This window comes from Streptomyces sp. NBC_01428, from assembly GCF_036231965.1.
GTDB lineage: Bacteria > Actinomycetota > Actinomycetes > Streptomycetales > Streptomycetaceae > Streptomyces.
The window spans coordinates 1205175-1226276 of record NZ_CP109499.1; the positions used below are offsets into that span (position 1 = coordinate 1205175).

The window sequence follows — 21102 nt, forward strand, 5'->3', positions numbered from 1 at the left end:
ATGAGTGCATCCGACTTACGGGGTGGTCTCGGACGAGCGTCGGCGGGCGAGCGCGAGGCTTGTCAGCGTCGTGATCGCCATGGCGCCGATGCCGACCAGCGCCGCGGTGGTGTAGGCACTGTCGTCGGGGAAGAGGTGGCCGGGGCCGGTGCCCGCGGCGAGGATCAGGCCGCCGAACGCGCTGCCCAGGGAGTAGCCGACGCTGCGGACGACGTAGTTGAAGCTCATGGCGCTCGACGTCTCGCTCTTGGGGGTGACGGCCAGGATGACGCCGGGCATCGCGGCCGAGAAGCCGCCGACGCCGAAGCCGAGCACGCCCATCGCCGCGAACAGTTCGGCCAGGTCCGACCGGGCCGCCGCGAACAGGGCGAACCCGCCGCCGACCACGACGGCGCTACCGGCCAGGAGCAGGGGGTCGGCTGTCCGCGTCCGGACCCGCGGCCTGAGCTTGCCCGCGACGAACCCCAGCACCGAGAACGGGATGAGGACCAGCCCGGCGACGAAGGTCGTCAGCCCGAAGCCGTAGCCGGCGCCCTGCGGCGTCTGCGCGTACCGGGTGATGAGCGTGAGCAGGAGGTACATGCCGATCCCGCCGACGAACATGGCGAGGTTCGCCCCGGCGACCGCCGGGTGCCGCACCGCCCGGACATCGACCAGGGGTGTCGTGCTGCGCAGCTCGATGACGACCCAGACGCAGAGCAGCGCCACCGCGACGACGGCGAGGCCCGCCGCCACGACGAGGTGCCGGCTCCACAGATCCCGTTCGCCGGCGAGGAACAGCACCAGGACCAGCGCGGCGGCCAGGACGATCGCGCCGGCGACGTCCACGTGGGCGGAACGGCCTTGGGGGGCTTCGGGCATGGAGCGCCACGCGGTCAGGAGGGCGGCGGCGGTGACGACCAGGCCGAAGCCGTAGGCGGCCCGTACCCCGCCGAACTCGGCGAGCAGTGCGGCCAGCGGGTAGCCGACGCCGGCCCCGATGATCGAGACCACCGAGATCTGGGCGATCACGGCCGCGCTGCGCTCCTCGGGGAGGTGGTCCCGGGCCACGCCCATCATCAGCGCCGTCAGTCCGAGCCCGACACCCTGGGCCGCCCTGCCGGCCAGCAGCCACGCGAACGGCAGCGGGAGCACGGTGAGAGCGCTGCCGGCGACGACGACCGCCAGCGTGGCGAGGATCGTGGCCCGACGGTGCGGGCCTGCTCCGAGCCGGCCCAGGACCGGCGTGGCGACGGCGCCGCTGAGCAGCGCGACGGTCAGCGTCCACTGCGCGCTGCCGAGCGGGACGTGGAACGAGGTCGCCACGCTGGTGATGAGGGGCGTCCCGAGGCTGGCGACCGCGGACACGACCAGCGCGATGAACATCAGGGCGGGGACGAGCAGCCGCGCCTCGGAACGCGCCGCAGGGAACGCCTTCGCCGCGACCCCGCCGACCGGCTGCCCGGTCACCGTTGCGGCCCTTCGCGGTCCTGGTTTTCGACCTCTGCCAGATGCTTGAGCGCCGGAAGGGCCGCCACCAGTGCCTCGACCTCGTCGCCGGTGAGCTCGCCGATCAACCGCTCGAACGCGTGGACGCCCGCCTGGCGCCGCGTCCGGACATAGGAGGCGCCGGCCTCGGTCAGGCACACGAGCGTGACCCTCTTGTCGGACACGTCGCCCCGTCGCTCGACCAGGCCGGACTCCTCCATCACCCGGACCAGGGTGGTCATCGCGGGCTGGGTGACGCCCTCGACCGCGGCCAGATCGGTGATGCGCCGCGGGCCTGTCCGGTCCAGGGTGGCCAGAGTGGCGGCGGACGTCAGGCTCATGTCCCGGGGCAGGCGTCTCGCGGCCCTGGTGGCCAGGCCGTAGAGAGCTGCGCCGATGGCTGCGGACGCGCCAGGAGCGGTGTCGTGACGACTCATACGCGAAGCATAGCCCTTTTATATTCAGAGTCTATGGAAATGGTCGACTGACGCCGTCGGCACCGCCCGGTGCGGACCTGGGGCGCCGAGGCCCTCGGCCCCACCCATGCGGTCACCGACGCCATGCACTCCGCCAACGTCCGCGCGACGAACCCCAACCGGAGGGCCGACCACTCGGCATCGTCGCGCCCCGGCAACGGGGGGTGGGGGTGCTCGCGCCACCCCACCCCCAAGGCTGCCCGGATCGGTCACACCGGGCTGGACGGATGAGCCGCCGTGGGCGAGCGAGGTGGCCACGCCTGCGGCGAGAGGATGCCGAGGACGTAGGCCCGGGCGACCAGGGCGGGTCGAGTCGGTGCTTCCAGGAGGACGCGCAGGCGACTCAGGTGATAGTCCACCGTCTGGCGCGACAGACACAGTTCCTCGGCGATGTCCGCATTGCTCCGGCCTGCCGCGAGCAGGGCGACTATGCGCACTTGCGCGGCGGTCAGCGCAGGCTGGGTCTGCAGGCGTCGGCCCAGGTGGGTGGCGACGGCCCACACGCCCCGCACGCCCGGCGCCGTCGTGCCGACCGTGGTGAGCCGAATGCGAGCCCTGCGCTGCCAGCCTTCTCCGTCGACGATCACCGCTGAGGCCTGGGCGCTCCTGCGTCGGCCCGTGATCAGGTCGTCCCAGGCCCGGAGCAGGTCGACGCGGTCGGGAGTGTCGGCGAGAAGGGAGTCGGCGCGCAGGCCGGTCAGATCGGAGAGGCGGAGGCGCAGGATCTCCGCCGTGGCGGTGCCGGCCTCGCTCACCCGGCCATCGGGGGAAAGCCGGACGCAGGCCACCCCGCTCTGGTCACGGAGTGCGTGCAAGTCCGCCTCGGCCCGGTGTCGTTGGTCCATCACCCGGACGTAGTCCGTGACATCGACGTAGATGCCCGCGACGCAGTGTTCCGCACCCCAGTGGACGGGGAATCGATAGCCCGCCGCGTGGGCGGAGGATCCGTCGGGGCGCCGGTAGGTGAGGGCGTGCCGCACGGATTTGCCGTCGGTGAGCACCTGTTGGTCCATGGCGAGAAAGCGGCCGACGTCGGCGGGCTCGTCGAGGTCCGACAGATGGCGGCCGATCACCGCGTCGCGTGTCGTGCCGTACAGGTGGGCGTAGGCGTGGTTGGCCCACACGTATCGGCCGGCGCTGTCGCGCATGAACGCGGCGGCCGGAGCGAGTTCGGCGAGGGCGCCGAACGGGTTCTGGCCGGGTGGACCCGTCATGTGAACCGGCCACGCCTTGAATTCCGTCTCGTTCACGATCCAACTCCTTGAATGCCGCACGATGTGACGTTGGGTGACATCTCATGTGTAAGCCGTAGCACCCTGGGAAGTCGGGGAGGCCGGGCACGCTCACGCTCTGCACCGCCCGTTCGCTAGCGCATCACGGCATCTTCACATGACGCCGATCACGGACACGCATAGGGCATTTGCCTGAGTGGTTCGCGTTCTACGGCCGCTGGAAGGCGAGTTGGGACTGGTTCGCTTGAGCAAGGCGCACCGGGCGGACGTGAGTGCTCCCGACAGCGAGTACGTCGACTTCGAAGGAGATGGATCCACATGAGCCAGGTGCTGTACGTGCATGCCAAGGGCGGCCCCCCGGTGGGTCATGCCTTAGCGCGGGTCGCCGCGAGGTCCCCGGTGCACCTGCTGGCACTGAGCGAGCTGCCCGTCGAGGTGGCGGACGACGCGGCGCGCCTGTGTGCCTCGGTCGTCACGCCGCCCGGGACGGAGCGGCGGGATCTGGTCGAGTTGATCACCGCCCGCGCCCGCGAGGTGGGGGCGGACGCGGTCCTCACCTTCTCCGAGTACGCGGTGGTCGCGGTGGCGGAGGCGTGCCGACTGCTCGGCCTGAGGGGTGCCGGAGCCGCCGCGTCCCTCGCCCGTGACAAACGGCTGATGCGTGCCACCTGGGATCGCCGCGGTGTACCGCAGCCCCGTTTCCGTGCCGTCGCGAGCCTCGCCGAACTGGACCAGGCAACCATCGAGTTGTCATGTCCTCTACTACTCAAGTCCGCCTGGAGTGCGGGGTCGACCGCGCACCAGATCATCGACGAGCCCGGGCAGGCGCGGCACGCCTGGCACCGCTCGCGTCAGGTGATGGCGGAGTCGGCACAGCTCGGCTTCGCCGAACTGCACGTGCAGGGCGCGTCGGAGGACTTCATCGTCGAGGAGATCGTGACCGGCCGGGCCGAGGAGTGGTTCGACGGCCCCGGCTGGGGCGACTACGTGAGCGTCGAAGGCGCCGTCGTCGACGGTGAGTTCCGGCCGGTCTGCCTGAGCGGGCGGATGCCGACGGTGGCGCCGTTCACCGAGCGCGCCGGCATCACGCCGGCCGCCGTCGGGAGCGGAGCGCAGGACAGGATCGTGGAGCTTGCCCGGCAGTCCGTGGACGCGTTGGGGCTGGAGAACTGCGGCACCCACACGGAGATCAAACTCGGAGCGGACGGCCGGATGTGGGTCATCGAGACGGCCGCGCGGTTCGGCGGGGCGATGACCGTGCCGCAGATCGAGGAGGTCTTCGGCCTCGATCTGGTGGGTCTGTTCACCGATCAGCTGCTCGGCCGTTCGCCCGCGTGGCCCGCCTGCGCGCTGACGCCCGCGGACACCGAGCGCGCGGCGGGCTCGCTGGTGGTGCTCGCGGTCAACAGCGACGGCACCCCGTGGGCGCGGCGGGGCCGGTGGGACTCCTCGACGGTGGTCCGCGAGGCACCGGTCGGCGCGGACAGCACGCTGTCCGTGGTCCGGGAGAGCTCCCTGCCGGACGGCTCGCCGGTACCGGTCTACGACCCGGCGGGCGGCGCCAACACCATGGCCGGGCTGTGTCTGCTGTCGGCCGACCGGCCGCAGACGGTCGTCAGCGACTTCAGCGCCCTGGTGGAGGCCCTGCCGGACATCCTGCGGGCCGACGCCGCCGAGGAGGCTCGCGCATGACGCTCGCACAGGGCGAGACCCGCGCCCCCGACGCGGCGGGCGACGGTACCGTCGTCGGGGCCAATCTGTCGCTGCCCCTGTTCCGCACGCTGTCCGGCGTGCTCGCCGGGCACCCGTACCTGAAGGTCGTGGTGGACCGGGCCGAGGACACCTGGCATCTGCTGGACACCCGGGTGCACCCCTTCCACGTCGACTACATCGCCACGCGTGTCCTCGGCATGACACCGCAGCAGCTCGACGCGGAGCTGGACGCCTTCAACGCCTCGGTGTACATGGCTCCGGACCGCCGCTTCCTGCTGGGAGTCCTCTCGTTGCACAGCGACGAGGACACCGACGGTGCCGAACGGCCCTTCCTCGTCCTGGAGACGACCGAGGCGGACACCATGCAAGGCCCCCTGCTCCAGGACTTCTACGACTACGTACGCCTCCGCGTCGACGGACGCCTCCCGTTGCTCCTGAAACCGGCGAACCACGGCCAGGAGCACGAACTCGCCACCGTCAGCGACGCCCGGCTCCCGAGGATCCTGAGCCAGGAGCTGTTCGGCAACCGCACCCGGACCTGCCTCAACCCGGGCGTGGCGCAGGGACGTCTGCGGTACTTCCGCAGCCCGCAGGAGTACCGCGCGGGCGCCGCCGCCTTGGGCTGGTCGGACATCGTCGCCATGGCGGGCCTGCCCGACGACGTGCCCCGAGTGGCCGGCTTCATCAACACCGCCGCCACGACACCGCTTTCGCACACGAACGTGCTGGCCTCGGGCTGGGGCATCCCGAACGCGATCATCCGCGACCTGGACGATCTCGTGGAACGGCACGGCCTGGACGACGCGTGGGTCGACTACCACGTACGCGAGGACACCATCACCCTGGAACGGCTGAGCCGCGCTCCCGCGCTGGAGCGGCCGGTCTGGGACACCCAGCGCATCCACCTCGGCGCCCCGCTCATCGGGGACGCGCCGATCATGGAACTGCGCCGGCTGCGGAGCGACGACCGCGACAGCTACGGCACCAAGGCCGCCCATCTCGGTGAACTGCACCATGTGCTGGACAGTCGCACCGCGGACCTGACCGCCTTCTACGCCCGTCCCCGCCCGCCCCGGCCGGACCTGCTCGCCCATCTCGGCTCGCGGCTCGACGAACCGGGAGCGCCCCTGGAGCGGCTCCGGTCCTCGGCAGCCGAACGCGTGGCGCAGACGGTCCGGGCCCCGCGGGGTGTCGCACTGCCCTTCCACCTGCACCATCTCTACCTGACGTCGTCGCCGGCCCTCCAACAGGGCATAGGCAAGCTCAAGATGGCGCTCGAACTCGACGCGCTGGACATGATCGACTCGCTGTCGCTGGATCTCCAGCACCTGATGCGGAACACGCCGATGCCCGACGAGGTGACGCGCGCCATCACCGGAGCGGTACCGCAGCTGCTGGCCGACGGCCGCCGTCTCGTGGTGCGTTCCTCCTCCAACGCCGAGGACCTGCCGGGGTTCTCGGCGGCGGGGATCTACGACTCGGTGACGACCGTGCACGGCGCGCGGCAGCTGTTGGACGCCGTCGTGCATGTGTGGGCCTCGCTGCTGTCCCCGCGCAGCGTGCGCATGCGGCACCAGGTGGGCATCTCGCTCGACGACACCTACATGGGGGTGATCATCCAGGAGTACGCGCCGGCCGACCTCGGCGGCGTACTGGTCACCTGCAACCCCACGCGCCGGGAGGACTTCCGCAACGTCTACCTCAACTGCACGCCCGGTTCGCCCGAGCGCGTGGTGGACGGCACGGTCCTGCCGCACCAGTACCTGTACAACACGGTGGAGGGCGGCGGCCGCACCGTGGCCGTCGGATCCTCGGGCACGGACCTGGCAGCGGGCACCCGAGCGGCGCTGGCCCGACTGGCCCTGGCGGGGCGGCTGTTGCAGTCCCACTTCAGCACGGGCGACCCCGACGACGCCCTGGACATCGAGTGGCTGATGACGGACGAGGGGGCGTTCCAGCTGGTCCAGGTACGCCCGTACGCCCGATGAGGCGCCGTACGTTCCCCCTGCGGCGCCGCGCGCCCCAGAGGGATCTGACCCCGGCCGCCCGCCGTGTGATCCGCCTCAACAACGGGTTCCAGCTGCTGTTCAATCTGCTGTGGTGGATGCCCGTCTTCTACGCCTACCAGCGGGACGCGGGCCTGTCCGACGGCCAGATCTTCGGCATCCAGAGCATCTACTACGTCGCCTTCTGCCTCTTCGAGATCCCCACCGGGCTCGTCGCCGACCGCATCGGGGCACGCAACTGCCTGTGGGCGGGCGCGGCGGTCATGACCGCCGCGAACATGATGCCGGTGTTCTCGCCCTCCTACACGGGCTTCCTCGTCCACTTCCTGGCCATCGCCGCCGGCCGCTCCCTGACATCGGGGGCGGCCAGCGCCTGCCTGTACGACGGCCTGCGTGCGGAGGGGGCGGACGCGCACTATCTCCGCGCGGAGGGCACGGCGCGTGCTCTGGGACTGGCCGCCAAGGTGGTCTGCTGGCCGCTCGTCGGACCGCTGATGACGCTGGCTCCGCAGTCTCCGTACGTCCTGAGCGCAGCGAGCGCGGCAGGCTCCCTCGGATGCGCCCTGGCTCTGCCCCGGCTCGCTCCCCGCGACCCGGTCGCGGGGAAGAGCGGCTCCGGACAGGGCGGCACGGCGCTGCTGCGCGACACCGGAGCCGCGTTGCGGGCGCTGCGGTCGTCGCCGTGGCTGACCCTGCTGATGGTGCAGGGCGTCGGCGTCTTCACGCTGTCACGGATCTGCCAGGTCAACCTCTTTCAGCCGGTGTTGCTGCACCATGGCATCGGTGAGGGCAGCCATGGCAGCGTGCTCGCGGCGATGACGGTCGCCGAGGCGGTCGCCTCGGCGCGGCCTCAGTGGCTGGGGTCGCGGCTCTCGCCCACGGCCTGGGTGTCCCTGCTGAGCGTGGGGCTCGCGGCCACGCTGGCGGGCACCGCCGTCGGCGGCCCCTGGGCCGTGGTGGGTCTGCTCTGCGCCTTCGCCGCGATCACCGGCTTCTGCTACCCGGTACAGCGCAAACTCATCAACGACGCGATCCCCGAGGGCGCTCCGCGCGCCACCCTGCTGTCGGTGGAGAGCATCGTGGACCGCGGGGTGTGCGCCCTGGCCGCGGTGGCCGCGGGTGCCTATCTGGCGGCGGACCGGATCGACGCGCTGCTGTGGCAGTCCGCCGCCGTCACGTGTGGGGTGATCCTGGTGCTTCACTTGGCGCTGCGCCGCGTGCACCGGGCGCGGCCGGCTCCTGGAACGGGCACCGCTCACGGCGCGGTTCCGCGATCCAGGGAGGCGGCGACGACGCTCCCGGCGGACGAGCCGGTCGCGCTGCCCGTCGACGAGGGAGCGGCCCCGCGGCACTGATCTGAGCCCGGGACCGAGCGGGAGCACGCAAGCCGACCTGCTCCCCAAGGTGCCTGCCGTGGTGCCGTGTTCGGCTCCGCGGCGGGCACCGACGGCTGCCCGTCCTGTCCGCGGCGAGCGGCAGGACCGGGCGTCACCGGCAGGTTGTCAGGGTGGGCCTGGCTCCGTTGCCCGCCGCCGCGGGCGCAGCGGTCTTCACATCACACTGGTGGCTCTGTTCAACCAATTCGCGCGGCATGCACAGGTGGAACGTGCTGTGCGTCGCATGTGAAGGGCGCGTGGGGTTGTTGTCATTTGTGACCCCCATGCATGGCGCGAGCGCGATCACTGAGGTTGTCTCTGGGTGTCAGACCCAACTGCCCCCGGAGTGTCGAGGATTGATGAATCGCGCACCTCCTTCGCCTGTTGTCATGCCCCTGCCTTTTCGGGGTGTGCCCTTCATGTAGCTCACACCGGCCGACTCCACACCAGCCGGAAAATCCCCCCACGGAAACTGGAGCTCGCATGACCTCCCGCACCACGCGCCACCAGCACGCGGCCCTCGCGGCATCCATCGCCGTCGCCACCGCAGCCGCCCTGATGAGCACCTCGCTCACCGCGTCGGCCGCCCCCCTGCCCACCGCCGACTCCGCGCGGCCGGCTGCCGCACCCGTCGCGCTGTCGGCCACCGCCCGCACCGGCCTCCTGCACGACGCGCAGGCCAGGCTCGCCGAGACGACGAAGAACATAGGTCTCGGCTCCAAGGAGAAACTGGTCGTCAAGGACGTCGTCAAGGACGCCGACGGCACCGTCCACACCCGCTACGAGCGCACCTACGAAGGCCTCCCGGTGCTCGGCGGCGACCTGATCGTGCACACCTCCGAGGCAGGCAGGACCGAAGGCGTCAGCAGAGCGTCGAAGGCCACGCTGAAGCTCGCCTCGCTCACGCCGCGGATCGGCGCGCCCACGGCGCAGAAGCAGGCACTGAGCCTGGCGAAGAAGGACGGCTCGGCGAAGCCCACTACCGACCGGGCTCCGCGCAAGGTCGTCTGGGCGGCGAGCGGCAAGGCCGTCCTCGCCTACGAGACCGTCATCGGCGGCTTCCAGGACGACGGCACGCCGAACCAGCTGCACGTCGTCACCGACGCCGCCACGGGAAAGAAGCTCTTCCAGTACCAGGGCATCGAGACCGGCGTGGGCAACACCCAGTACAGCGGCAAGGTCGACCTCTCCACCGCGCAGTCGGGCTCGTCCTACACCCTCACCGACGACACCCGCGGCGGCCACAAGACCTACAACCTGGACCACAAGCAGGACGGCACCGGCACGCTGTTCTCCCAGGACAGCGACACCTGGGGCGACGGGAAGACCACCAACGCCGCGACCGCCGCCGCGGACGCCGCCTTCGGCGCGCAGGCGACCTGGGACTTCTACAAGAACACCTTCGGGCGCAGCGGCATCAAGAACGACGGCAAGGCCGCCTACTCCCGCGTGCACTACGGCAACGCCTACGTGAACGCGTTCTGGGACGACAGCTGCTTCTGCATGACCTACGGCGACGGCACCAACGACAGCGACCCGCTGACCTCGCTCGACGTCGCCGGCCACGAGATGAGCCACGGCGTCACCGCCAACACCGCCGGACTGGAGTACAGCGGTGAATCGGGCGGACTGAACGAGGCCACGAGCGACATCATGGGAACCGGCGTCGAGTTCGCCGCGGACAACAGCACCGACGCCGGCGACTACCTCATCGGCGAGAAGATCGACATCAACGGCGACGGCACACCGCTGCGCTACATGGACAAGCCGAGCAAGGACGGCGGTTCCGCCGACTACTGGACCTCGTCCGTCGGCAACGAGGACGTTCACTACTCGTCCGGCGTCGCCAATCACTTCTTCTACCTGCTGTCCGAGGGCAGCGGCGCGAAGACGATCGGCGGCGTCGACTACGACTCGCCGACCAAGGACGGCTCCAAGGTCACCGGCATCGGCCGGGACAAGGCCCTCCAGATCTGGTACAAGGCACTGACGACCTACTTCACGTCCACCACCGACTACGCCGACGCCCGCAAGGGCACGCTCTCCGCGGCCGGTGACCTGTACGGCGCCGACAGCGCCGAGTACAAGGCCGTCGAGGCCGCCTGGACCGGGGTCGACGTGCACTGAGTCGTCCCCCTCCCGCCCACACTGGATGGCACCCAGGACTACGGCCCGGGTGCCATCCTGTGCTGTCTCACACGGCTGCCCACCGTCGGTGCAGGCGTCAGCGGCGGCGCTTGAAGTACCCCCTCTGATGCAGTCGGTGAATGATCCAGGGGACGAGCGCCAGCCACACCGCCAGGAACGCCCACTTCAACCATGGTGGGCCGTCAGGTCTGTTGTCCTGAGCCAGCCCGGAAGCCACCACAAGCAGCGAAGTCATGCCCACCCGGTGCCCGCCCAACGACGAAGGACACGCGGAACCTACCAATCCGCCGCCCGCCGACTTCCGTCAGAGGTCGACGCACCCGCCGGTGCGTCGACCCCCGTTTCGTCATCCTTCCTCTCCGGTCACCCGGCCGTGGCTCCGCCCGGTGATGACGTCTCCGCCGGGTGCACCTCGTTGAGCCGGGAGGTCTGCGCGGTCGTGTTCCTTGCGATGGTGGCGGCCAGGTCCTGCGCCTTGCCCGCGTGCCCCTGGGTCCGCTCGCCGGCACAGAGCATCGCGGATTGTGCGAGGTGGGCGTGCAGTGCTTCTGCGAGGAGCTGGTCGAACGCCTTGCCGGTCAGGGTCCCTGCCCGCTCGATGGTGGGGAGGCTGACCATGCCGGGCATGTTGTGCCCTTCGTGGGGTCGGCTGTCGGGAACCCCGGAGAGGTCCAGGAGTCGGTGGAGGCGCTTCTGGTCTTCGTGAAGTTGTGTTCCGGTGTCGGCCGCCAGTGCCTCCAGCGCCGGACTTGCCGCGTGGGAGGGTGCGAGATCGGTCAGTGCCTGCGCACGCTCGGCCATGGGGATCATCAACTGGATCCAGGCGATGTCGGTCGGGCTGAAGGCTGTCGTCGGCGGTGCGCCGGTCCGGGACGACGTGCCGGTTGTCGGCTGCGAGGTGCAGCCGACAACCAGCAGCGCCATGACGGTGGCGCACACCGGACGCAGGGTCAGAAGGTGCCGGCGGAGTTGCACTTGGCCTTCTGAACGATGCAGTCCTTCACGCGGTGCCCCAGGGCGGCGTTTTCCCACGCGTTGAAGAAGTCACCGTGGATGGAGGAGGCCATGCCCGAGGCGAGTCGGAGCCCCGCCGCGCTGCCGCTGGTCGGGTAGCTGACCACGAAGGAGAGGTTGGGGATGGCGACGGGATAGGCGCCACTGCACTTGCCGTCGTAGGTGTAGGCGACGTGGGACTTGTGGTCGGGACTGTCGAGGTTCTTGCCGTCCCAGCAGTCGGGGAAGACGAGTTGGTGGGTGAGATGGGCGGTGGGGGCGCAGACCGGCCAGTTGCCGTCGGTGCTGCGGCCGATCTCGCCGCCCGCGCCGGCGCACCAGTACTGCCCGGGTGACCCCGCCGGCGTGGGTGTCTGCGCCTTGGCGTCGCCCGCGATCATGCGGAATCCCTCGGGGAAGGGCAGGGTCGCCGCAGGGTCGGGCAGCCGGGAGCCGTAGTAGACGATCATGTTCTGCGGTTCGACGGCCTTGTTGCCCTCGTACAGGCTGGGGATCCAGTACGCGGAGAGGTCGTCCGCAGGCGCGCAGGTCGTCGCGGCGTTGCCGCGCAGCGACTGGGCTGTGGAGAAGGCGTCGGTGCTCTTGTTGCCGAAGAAGCTGTGCATGTGGGAGGCGCCGGCCAGGTTCGGCAGGACGATGGGATCGTCCTGCTTGGAGTGGCTGTAGTCGCAGGTGGCGTTGAACTCCGGAACCCGGACCACGTCGGCGGGCACGGGCGCGGCCGTCATCGCACGGAACTGTGCCACCTGGGCGTTCCACTTGGCTTGGTCGATCGGCACCCATCCCGCGGCCGGACCGCTGCCTTCGCCGACGAAGGAGAACCAGTTGATGTTGACGAAGTCGCCGGGTGTCGTGCTACGGAGAACGGCGAAGACGGTTTGCGGACCGGTGGGGTGGGTGGTGACGTCGGTGGTCCGGGTCGCCCAGTTCTGCCAGCCGCCGGTGGGGGCGGTCTGCAGGACGGCGAGGAGCGGTCCGGTCGCGCTGGTGGTGCGCAGCTCGATCGTGCCCGTACCGACCGCGGAGGCGATCCGCGCCGATACGGTCAGCCGGCCGGCGGTTCCGAGGTCGACGTTGTCGAAGCGCATCCAGTCGCCGTCGGCGAGGAACGCCGCGTTCTGCCCTCCTCCCGCGTCCGCGGTCCCTTCCAGGGCGACCCCTGACTGGGCGGCGTAGGACTCGGCCTGGACGGTGACCGTGGCGGCTCGCGCCTGCTGGGTGGAGACGGTCAGGCTCAAGGCCGCGGCCAGGGCGACCACCAGCGCTTCCACTAACAGCGTGTACAGACGTGCGGGTTGTCTGTGCATCTCACTTCCTTCACGTGCGTCGGGGGTGAAGAGCTGGAGAGGTGGTGGGAGGAGGGGGTGACTGTTCGGAGATCCGGGTGGCTTCGGTCGTCGTACGGGGGGACGGACCGAGCGGCTTGGATGTTCGCGGACGTCGGCCGGTGTCTATTGGTAGACCCGTACGTAGTCGACGAGCATCCTGGCCGGGAAGGGGGTGGTGGCGTCGGTCGGGCCGGGCCAGTCGCCGCCGACCGCGAGGTTGAGGATCATGTAGTGCGGGTGGTCGAAGATCCACGGCCCTCGGGTCTGTTCCACCTGTTCCTTGTCCAGGGTGAACACGGTCTGGCCGTCGAGGCTGAAGGTGATGCCCTTGCTGTTCCAGTCGGCGGCCCAGGTGTGGAAGTCGGCGGAGAAGTCCGCGCTCTGGGGCAGCTTGTAGGGTGAGCCGATTCCGCCTCCGCCGTTGTAGGCGGGTGCGTGGACCGTCGAGTAGGCGGTCTTCACGTCCTTGCCGAGAATCTCCATGATGTCGACCTCACCGTTGTACGGCCACGGCCGGCCGGTCAGGAAGTCGGCACCCATCATCCAGAACGCGGGCCACAGTCCGTTGCCCTTGGGGACCTTGATGCGTGCTTCGACGCGTCCGTAGGTGAACTGGAAGGAGGCGCCCGTGTTCATGCGCGCCGAGGTGTACTGGCAGGTGGTACTGCCGCTCAGAGGGTCGCTCGGGCACGACGATCCCGCGGTGGCCTCCTTGCGTGCCTCCATGACCAGGTGCCCGGATCCGTCCATCGCCGCGTTGCGGTGGTCGGTGTAGTACTCCAGTTCACCGTTCTGCCCGGTCCCCGGATCGGCTCGCCACTTCGAAGCGTCCGGCTTGTTTCCCGCGGCACCGTCGAACTCGTCGCTCCACACCAGCCGTGGCGGGTTCGCGGGGTCGCTCGGCAGGGGCGGCGCCGGCAGCGGATCGCCACCGGTGCCGTAGACCTGGAACTCCCACAGCGAGTAGCCGTACGGGGTGGCACGTTCCGTGCCGTACATGCGCACGTAGCGACCGGTGCCGGAGACGGCCAGTGTCTGTTTGAATCCCGTGCCGGACGTCGTCGAATAGATGGGGGTCCAGTCCTGACCGTTCGGCGAGACCTGGATCTGGAAGGACTTGGCGTAGGCGGGATCCCACTGGAGGACGACCTTGCTGATCTGCGCGGTCGCGCCCAGATCGACGGAGATCCAGCCGGGATCGGTCCATCCCGTGGTGGTGCTGGTCGCCCAGCGAGAGGCCGGATCGCGGTCGAAGGCCCGGGCGGGCGTGCACTCCCAGCAGTTCTGATCGGTCTGGGAGGAGGAGGCGGCGCCCGTCCTGCCGTACGAGAGGAGGGTGCCGGTGCCACCCGTGCCACCCGAGCCGTCGGTGCCGTACACCTGGAACTCCCACAGCGAGTAGCCGTATTGGGTGCTGCGCTGCGTGCCGTACATCCGTACGTAGCGGCCCGTGCCGGTCACGGCCAGGCTCTGGGTACCGCCTGTGCCCGTGGTCGTCTGGTGGACGACCGTCCACTCCTGCGCGTTGTCCGAGACCTCGATCCGGAACGCCTTGCCGTACGCAGCCTCCCAGTTGAGCGTGACACGACTGATTTTCGCGCTGGACCCGAGGTCGATCTGGATCCACTGCGGATCGGTGAATGCGCTGGACCACCGGGTGCCCGGGTCGCCGTCGACGGCGTTGCGGGCGTCGAAGGGTCCTTCGGCGCTCGAGGCGGTGGCGGCCTTGCCCTGCGAGAGCAGGACCTCGGCCGCCTGAGCGGGTGGGGCGGGCAGTGCGACGAAAGCAATCAGCGAAGCAGCAACTGCCAAGAAGAGGCCAAATCTACGGACGAGCGTTTGCATCTGCGACTCCTCAAGTGGGGTTTGAGGCGAGGGAGCGCTCCCTGAGGGGAGAATGGAGGGGGCGTCAGACACTGTCAAGTCCGTTGGCCACCAAGAAATTTGAGCGCCATGATCGCCTCACGTACTGAGGGAGCGGTTCCTGAAGGCCGCCCCCTCACGGCAAACAGGCACGGTGTACCGCAAAGCGATTCAGGCCATCAAGCAGGTCTGAGCCGTCCGGCCTGCGGATACGCTGCTGGCATCGCCACGACGCAAAGCCGGAGGTCGCCCCGATGAGAAATCTCGTCCCAGACACGTACGCGGGCGGCGGCAGGGAGGACGGCCAGGCATGAAGCGCCCCACTCTCGAAGTGGTCGCCGCCCGGGCCGGCGTGTCCAAATCGAGCGTTTCCCGCGTCATCAACGGCGAGACGACCGTTGCCCCACAGATCCGAGACGTCGTGATGCGCGCTGTCCACGAACTCGGGTACGTGCCCAACGGAGCAGCACGCAACCTCGTCACGCGTCGCACCGACACCCTCGCCCTGGTGGTCTCCGACCCGCCGCAAGGCGTCGTGTCCGACGACCCCCTCTTCTCGGCCGTCGTGCGCGCGGTCAGCCGAGAACTGGAAGTAGCCGGCAAGCGGCTCGTGCTCATGCTCGCGGAATCGGACCAGAGTCGTACCAGAGTGGAGCAGTACGTCGCCGGCGGGCACGTGGACGGCGTCCTCCTCGTCGCCCTGCACGGTACGGATCCGCTGCCCTCAGCGCTGGCCCGGCAGGGCCTGCCCGTGGTCTCCTTCAACCGCACCTCAGCACACGACGTCCCCTACGTGGCCCTGGACAATGCCGGTGGGGCAGCGCTGGCGGTCCGTCACCTTCTCGACCGTGGCCGCCGCCGTATCTCGACCATCACCGGACCGCTCGAACTGCACGAGGCGCGGGAACGCCTCGACGGCTACCGCCGTACGCTCCGCGACACCGGCCGTCGCTCCATCGTGGCCCTGGGCGACTTCACCAGGGTCTCCGGCGCCGAAGCCATGCGTCAGCTCCTGGATGACGATCCCGACCTCGACGCGGTGTTCGCGGCCAACGACCTGATGGCGATCGGAGCCCTTCGCACCCTCCACCAAGCCGGACGCCGCGTCCCCGAGGACGTGGCCGTCGTCGGCTTCGACGACATCGAAGCCGCGTCCTACACGACCCCCGCCCTCACCTCGGTCCGCAGCCCCATGGCCGACCAGGCAACCGCCGCCGTGCACCTGCTCCTCGGCCTCATCGGCGGCGGCCCCTCGAACCCGGTGATCATGCCGAATGAGCTGGTGGTGCGTGAATCGACCTGAGGGGCTGCCCTCCGCTTCTTGACGCGCCCCGACTCAGGACTTCCTCGTCGCCGTCCTTGCCTTCTTGGCTGCCGTCCCGCTGCGTGCCGGGGTCGCCGGCTTGGCCTTTCGAGGTGCGGTGTCTTCCGTGACGGCGCCCGCTCGCGACGCCCGGGCTCGGGATGATGTCGGCCATTTGAACTCGATTTCCAGTTCGATCTCTCCACCGCTGACCCCGACCTCTATCTCGCTGCGGAGGTCGTCGGGTATCCGAAGGTTCAGCCGTCCGGACCCGAGCTCCAGTTCGGCCTCCCCTCCGTCCCGCAGAGCGGTGGCCAGCGCCGTGAGCTGGTCAGCGGCCTCCTGGCGCGACATAGAGCGCTTCTGCTCGAACTTGAGGTCTCTCATCATGTCTCCGATCGGCATATGGCTCGGCGCCCGGTCCGCCCCGCACAGCCACACGTGAGGCCAGTCGGAGTACTTCCAATCTGGCTCTTCCGGGCCCGCCTCGCACGTCGGGCCCGGAAGAGATGCCCTGGGCCGCCGCACGGTCACCCCCAGCGGGTGAAGCAGTCCCGCCACCGCGTGCCCACGCTGAACAGGGCCGGCGGCGAAAAGCTTGCCTCCCGCGGATCCGCTCTGCGGCGACCGCGCAGCCGAGCCCGACGGATCCACGGCGCGGCGGAGCGTCTCGCCCGCAGACCTCGAAGGAGGCCACGTGACCACGCCCTCTCGCGCCCCGGACGGGCCTGCCCACAGCGTGTCCGACGACCCCGCCGCATGGGGACGGTCCGTGCGCGGTCACCTTCCTCTGCCGGTGCTGGGCGAGTGGACCCCGTCGCTTCACCGACCCCACCTCGTGGATCTCTTGGACAAGGAGGCCGAACCGCGCCTCCCCGACCTGGTCCCGATCCGCTACAGCCGCATGGCCGGCTCCCTCAGCGCCTTCTACCGCGGGACCCCGGCCGTCATGGCGGCCGACCTGGCCGGCATGCCCGGCACGGGCCTGACGGTACAGCTCTCAGGGGATGCGCACCTGTCCAATTTCGGGCTGTTCGCCTCGCCTGAGCGTCGTCTGGTCTTCGACCTCGACGACTTCGACGAGACGCTGCCGGGCCCCTTCGAATGGGACGTCAAGCGGCTCGCCGCGAGCCTCACCGTCGCGGCCCACGACAACGACATCCCCACGGAGACTGCCGCAGAGATCGCCACCGAGGCGGCCCGGAGCTACCGCACCCACATGAGCGAGCTCGCCGCATCCACAGAGCTGGCCGTCTGGTACGAGCACATCGCCGCCGACGACCTGCTCCAGGAACTCGGCAACTCGCTGCAACGGGAACGGCTCCACGACACCCTGGACAAGGCACGGCAGACCGACAGCGGCAAAGCGATCGAGAAACTCACCGAACTCGATCCCGACGGCACACCCCGGTTCCTCCACGCTCCACCGTTGATCGAACCGGTCGACGAGCAGGACCGCACGGTCGTCGACCACGTCTTCGACGCTTACTGCACCAGCCTGCCGTCGGCGCAGGCCCGGCTGCTGGAGCGGTTCCGCATAGTGGATGCCGCCCGCAAGGTGGTCGGCATCGGCAGCGTCGGTACTCGTTGCTACGTTCTGCTGCTGCAGGGACGCGCCGCGGGCGAACTCCTGCTGCTGCAGGCCAAGGAGGCTGAGCCCTCCGTCCTGGCCCCGCATGTGGACGTGACCGTCCCGCACGAGGGCCGGCGGGTGGTGGAGGGGCAGAGACTGCTCCAGGCCGTCGGCGACATCTTCCTGGGCTGGTCCACCGGCCCCACAGGACGCCCCTTCTACTGGCGGCAGCTCCTCGACATGAAAGGCTCCGCGTCCATCCAGGGCATGTCCGGCAGCCTGATGCACAAGTACGCCGGACTCTGCGGCCGGGCACTGGCCCGCGGTCACGCCCGCTCGGGCAACCGCGTCGCCGTCGCCGCCTATCTCGGCCCCGACACATCCTTCGACCAGGCCATCAGCGCGTTCGCCCTCGCCTACACCCAGCAGACCCGCAACGACTACAACATCTTCGCCCAGGCCATCAACGACGGACGCCTGCCCACGGCTCCCTCCTGACGCCACCAATCCGAGGACGACGCTCCAGCCCTCAACCGCGAGGCGCCCTCGGCCACCCCGACGCAGCAACGGTCACCCACTGGGGGTGATCCGCCTGTCCGAGCCGGCGCCGCACCATCAGGGACCGTAGCCACGTCGTACCTCGACAGGAGTTCGCCCATGAACGGCTCGACACTCGAACTCGCCGCGGACTACCCCCTGCTGAACGTGTTCTGGAGCATGCTCTGGTTCTTCCTGTGGATCCTGTGGTTCGTCCTGCTCTTCCGGATCATCGGGGACATCTTCCGCGACGACTCCCTGAACGGCTGGGGCAAGGCCGGCTGGTGCGTCTTCGTCGTGATCCTGCCCTTCCTGGGCATCTTCGTGTACCTCATCGCGCGAGGTCGCGGGATGGGCGCGCGCGAGGCACAGCGCATCCGGAAGGGCGAGGAGGACATGGAGTCCTACATCCGTGAGACCACCGGAACCACCGGCAAGGCCGACGAGCTGGCGAAACTGGCGGAACTCAAGAGCGCCGGCCACCTCACGCCCGGCGAGTTCGAGGAGGCCAAGGCGAAAGTCCTCGCCGCCTGACGGGCTGGTCCTCGCCTCGGCTGCCGGGAGGCAGGACCGCCGGCAAGGAGGCCACGTGGTCTTGGCGAGCGCTCGTATCAGTCTCCCCCGACGCCACGACCTTGACCGGCAAGGCGCATCACAGGCCGAGCCAGCCGTACAGGCGCGGATGCCGCGCGTCGGCTGTGCACTCGTCACCGAAGCCACCCGTTCGGGCAGTTGACGGGTCGTAGACCGAGCCGTAGGGATCGGAACTGAGCGTCCTCGCGGGACAGTCGGGGCCGACAGGCTGCACCGACCACCAGGCAAACAGACACAGCCCAGCAAGGACGATCAAGCTGACTCGGCGTCGACGCGAGCTGAACAGGAGAGACGGAGACACCCCCGGATCGTACGCATACACCTCTCACCGCCTCACCGGCGCCGAACCTCAGCGCCACCCTCTTCTCACCGATGTCCCGCGATCGCGCCTTCGGCGAGCCCCTCGAACAGGGCATGGCCGTCGACGGGGTCGCGCGGGCCTCACCCCAGGCCGCGAAGCGTGTGAAGTCAAGAAGAAGGCAGACCAGCCGCTGTGTGTCCGGTTGCTGGCGATGATCGCGGATCGCCCTGATGCCCAGAGCGGAAGTGCTCACTCACAGAACCCAGGCGACGAGTATTCTCTGGCGATGTCCAATCAGTCGGTGACGGCGGGAGTCAGTCTCGCTCGTGTGATGGCGCACTGCGGCGGAAGCCCGGTGGGCGCCGTCGGTCTTTTGGTGGGGGCGATAGCCTCGGCACCAGCGGCTCCGGAGCCCTACGCGTCCCTCGCCGAGTTGTGGCAGGGCCAACACTCGGAGCTGAAGGAGAGGCTCGAAGAGGACGGCTCCTTGAGCGCTGTCCTGGCGCAGGCGTACTTCCTGTTCCTTGAGGGGGACATGGACAACGCGGTGATGGCCCTCGGTTCGGTCACGGGTGTGCGGAGCGACGTGGCATGGGGTGCCGCACCCTGGTTCGGCGACGCCCGCTTTCTCGGCGCGGTGAGTGCCGCTGCGCTGGCCGAGGCGTGTCTGCGGGTCTTGGACTACGGCCACGACCTGGACACCGACGAGATGCGGAAGCGGTTCGCGCCCTGGTTCCATGCGCTCGACGTGGTGTCCGACCGGGATCCCGTGCCGGAGTCGCTGGCCGCCATGGCCCGGCTCCCCCGCGCCTGCGGCCGATACGAACTGTCCTTCGTGTTGTGCGACCGCGCCGATGCCGTCGAACGGGTCATGTGGACAGCCGTCGCGCGAGCGGCCACCTGGCGTGAGTTGGGCAACCTGGATCAGGCTGCCGCGGCCTTCGAATGCGCCCTACGCCTGGACTCCGCCAACTGGTCCCTCTACCTCGACCTGGCGGACGTGCGTGCCGAGCAGGGCGACTTCGCCACAGCCGCGCGCCTCGTCGAACGCGGCCTCGAATACGAACCTTGCGACGTCACCCTGCGCGCGGCGAGCGCCGCCTACCGCACACGCATTGCCGGCTCATCCGACGACCTCAAAGCTCTGATCACCCTGGCACCGGAGATCGCGAACGCCAACTACCGAAACCTTTTGATCGACTACGCGTGTGCGGGACCGGAGCTGCCCCAGGTACTCGTTGCCGAAGCCCACCAGATCCGTATGAGCTGAAAGGACGGTCGTCCAACCGGTTCACCCAACAGCGACGTCGAGCGCGCGGTGCGACCCCCGGGATCCACTGCTGACGTTCCCCGGACCAAGCCATGACCGAACGGCGTCCACTCTGCTCGCCTGAACGCCGTTCCACGGGTGACTACTTCAAGCGAGGCATCCGAGTGGAACGCCCCGGCAGGGACACACTCATCCGACCGTCACACTGACACCTCGCCGTCCCGCACTTTTCCAACTCTGCGATGCTGCGCCGGGTTACGTATCAGGCCGACCAGAGGTGGAACCGTGGCGAGCTGCACGGACCCAGCTCGGCGATCACTCCCCTGAGCAAGTCGCGGTCGTGCCCTGATAATGCTCGGGTGAAAGAAGAATCGCCGACCCCAACACCCGTCATCCTCGGCATAGACGACCTCCGGCCACTGCCCTGGACCACGCGGATCGCGCGCAGCAGTGGCGAAGGAATCAAGCTCCTGCAAGAGCACCGCGACAGCTTCATCGACGAACTCTGGCTGGACCACGACCTCGGCGGTGACGACACCATCCTGCCCGTGGTGACCCTCATGGAAGAAGCCGCGTTCAACGGCCGACCCTTCCGCATCGGCACGGTCTTCGTACACAGCTCCAACCCCACGGGCGCGGAGACCGTCGTCCGGTCACTCACCCGCTGGGATTACCAGGTCCGGCGGGCAACGGCATAGGAACGTGATTTCGAGGTCCGCCCTCCCCGTTCTCGTCCGCGCTGCCGTAGTCGTTGGGCGAAACGAGCGTGACCTTGAGAGTGCGCCTCGCTCAAGCCGCCGGTTGGGGAGAAGAATCCGTCCACGACGCAAGAGCCAAGACACCCGCCTGGTCTGGCAACTCGACGACGCTGACGCCTCCCACCGTTTCCTCAACTCCGAGC

General features: G+C 69.4%; 16 protein-coding genes. 9 read left to right on the top strand and 7 right to left on the bottom strand.

The features are described from left to right. Positions 1–15: 15 nt before the first annotated feature. The 3 genes from OG406_RS05200 to OG406_RS05210 form a co-directional block, all read right to left on the bottom strand. Entirely contained in the window at positions 16–1449 is a 1434-nt protein-coding gene (locus tag OG406_RS05200; RefSeq protein ID WP_329184316.1) for an MFS transporter, read from the bottom strand. Continuing rightward, positions 1446–1808, bottom strand: a complete 363-nt coding sequence (locus tag OG406_RS05205; RefSeq protein WP_323178242.1) for a MarR family winged helix-turn-helix transcriptional regulator — start codon at positions 1806–1808, stop codon at positions 1446–1448. Before OG406_RS05205 ends, OG406_RS05200 begins: the two co-directional genes overlap by 4 nt. A 344-nt stretch (positions 1809–2152) precedes the next feature. Further along, positions 2153–3193, bottom strand: a complete 1041-nt coding sequence (locus OG406_RS05210) for a helix-turn-helix transcriptional regulator (RefSeq protein WP_266618230.1) — start codon at positions 3191–3193, stop codon at positions 2153–2155. Between the two features lie 300 nt (positions 3194–3493). Here OG406_RS05210 and OG406_RS05215 point away from each other — a divergent pair, with 300 nt between their 5' ends. From OG406_RS05215 to OG406_RS05230, 4 genes are all read left to right on the top strand, one after another. Next, positions 3494–4867, top strand: coding sequence for an ATP-grasp domain-containing protein (locus OG406_RS05215; RefSeq protein ID WP_329184318.1), 1374 nt, complete (start codon positions 3494–3496; stop codon positions 4865–4867). After that, positions 4864–6876 (top strand): PEP/pyruvate-binding domain-containing protein, encoded by a 2013-nt coding sequence (locus OG406_RS05220; protein WP_329184320.1) that lies wholly within the window; start codon positions 4864–4866, stop codon positions 6874–6876. Before OG406_RS05215 ends, OG406_RS05220 begins: the two co-directional genes overlap by 4 nt. Beyond that, positions 6873–8249 carry an MFS transporter gene (locus OG406_RS05225; protein ID WP_329184323.1) on the top strand — a complete coding sequence of 459 codons (1377 nt, stop codon included), beginning with the start codon at positions 6873–6875 and terminating at the stop codon, positions 8247–8249. The genes OG406_RS05220 and OG406_RS05225 overlap by 4 nt, the downstream gene beginning before the upstream one ends. Positions 8250–8753: 504 nt before the next feature. After that, a complete protein-coding gene (locus tag OG406_RS05230; RefSeq protein ID WP_329184325.1) occupies positions 8754–10397 on the top strand; it encodes a M4 family metallopeptidase in 1644 nt (547 codons plus the stop codon). A gap of 384 nt (positions 10398–10781) precedes the next feature. On the opposite strand, the gene OG406_RS05235 is transcribed toward OG406_RS05230, so the two are convergent. From OG406_RS05235 to OG406_RS05245, 3 genes are all read right to left on the bottom strand, one after another. Further along, positions 10782–11357, bottom strand: a complete 576-nt coding sequence (locus OG406_RS05235; RefSeq protein WP_329184327.1) for a DUF305 domain-containing protein — start codon at positions 11355–11357, stop codon at positions 10782–10784. Between the two features lie 11 nt (positions 11358–11368). After that, positions 11369–12739, bottom strand: a complete 1371-nt coding sequence (locus OG406_RS05240; protein WP_329184329.1) for a DUF1996 domain-containing protein — start codon at positions 12737–12739, stop codon at positions 11369–11371. 144 nt (positions 12740–12883) lie between these two features. After that, complete coding sequence (locus OG406_RS05245; RefSeq protein WP_329184331.1) at positions 12884–14605, bottom strand: discoidin domain-containing protein; 1722 nt, start codon at positions 14603–14605, stop codon at positions 12884–12886. A 328-nt stretch (positions 14606–14933) separates the two neighbouring features. Between OG406_RS05245 and OG406_RS05250 the strand changes: the two genes are divergently transcribed. Then, entirely contained in the window at positions 14934–15926 is a 993-nt protein-coding gene (locus OG406_RS05250) for a LacI family DNA-binding transcriptional regulator (protein WP_267049374.1), read from the top strand. Positions 15927–15959: 33 nt separating this feature from the next. Here OG406_RS05250 and OG406_RS05255 read toward each other — a convergent pair whose 3' ends face one another. Then, positions 15960–16313 carry an amphi-Trp domain-containing protein gene (locus tag OG406_RS05255; RefSeq protein ID WP_164369124.1) on the bottom strand — a complete coding sequence of 118 codons (354 nt, stop codon included), beginning with the start codon at positions 16311–16313 and terminating at the stop codon, positions 15960–15962. A 310-nt stretch (positions 16314–16623) separates the two neighbouring features. Between OG406_RS05255 and OG406_RS05260 the strand changes: the two genes are divergently transcribed. The 4 genes from OG406_RS05260 (at position 16624) to OG406_RS05275 (ending at position 20899) form a co-directional block, all read left to right on the top strand. After that, on the top strand, positions 16624–17997 hold the full coding sequence (locus tag OG406_RS05260) for a DUF2252 domain-containing protein (RefSeq protein WP_329184335.1): 1374 nt from the start codon (positions 16624–16626) through the stop codon (positions 17995–17997). 159 nt (positions 17998–18156) lie between these two features. Continuing rightward, on the top strand, positions 18157–18570 hold the full coding sequence (locus OG406_RS05265) for an SHOCT domain-containing protein (protein WP_164369115.1): 414 nt from the start codon (positions 18157–18159) through the stop codon (positions 18568–18570). A 662-nt stretch (positions 18571–19232) separates the two neighbouring features. Beyond that, positions 19233–20201, top strand: a complete 969-nt coding sequence (locus OG406_RS05270) for a tetratricopeptide repeat protein (protein WP_329190653.1) — start codon at positions 19233–19235, stop codon at positions 20199–20201. Between the two features lie 359 nt (positions 20202–20560). After that, complete coding sequence (locus tag OG406_RS05275) at positions 20561–20899, top strand: cyclic-phosphate processing receiver domain-containing protein (protein WP_329184337.1); 339 nt, start codon at positions 20561–20563, stop codon at positions 20897–20899. The last annotated feature ends 203 nt before the right edge of the window (positions 20900–21102 follow it).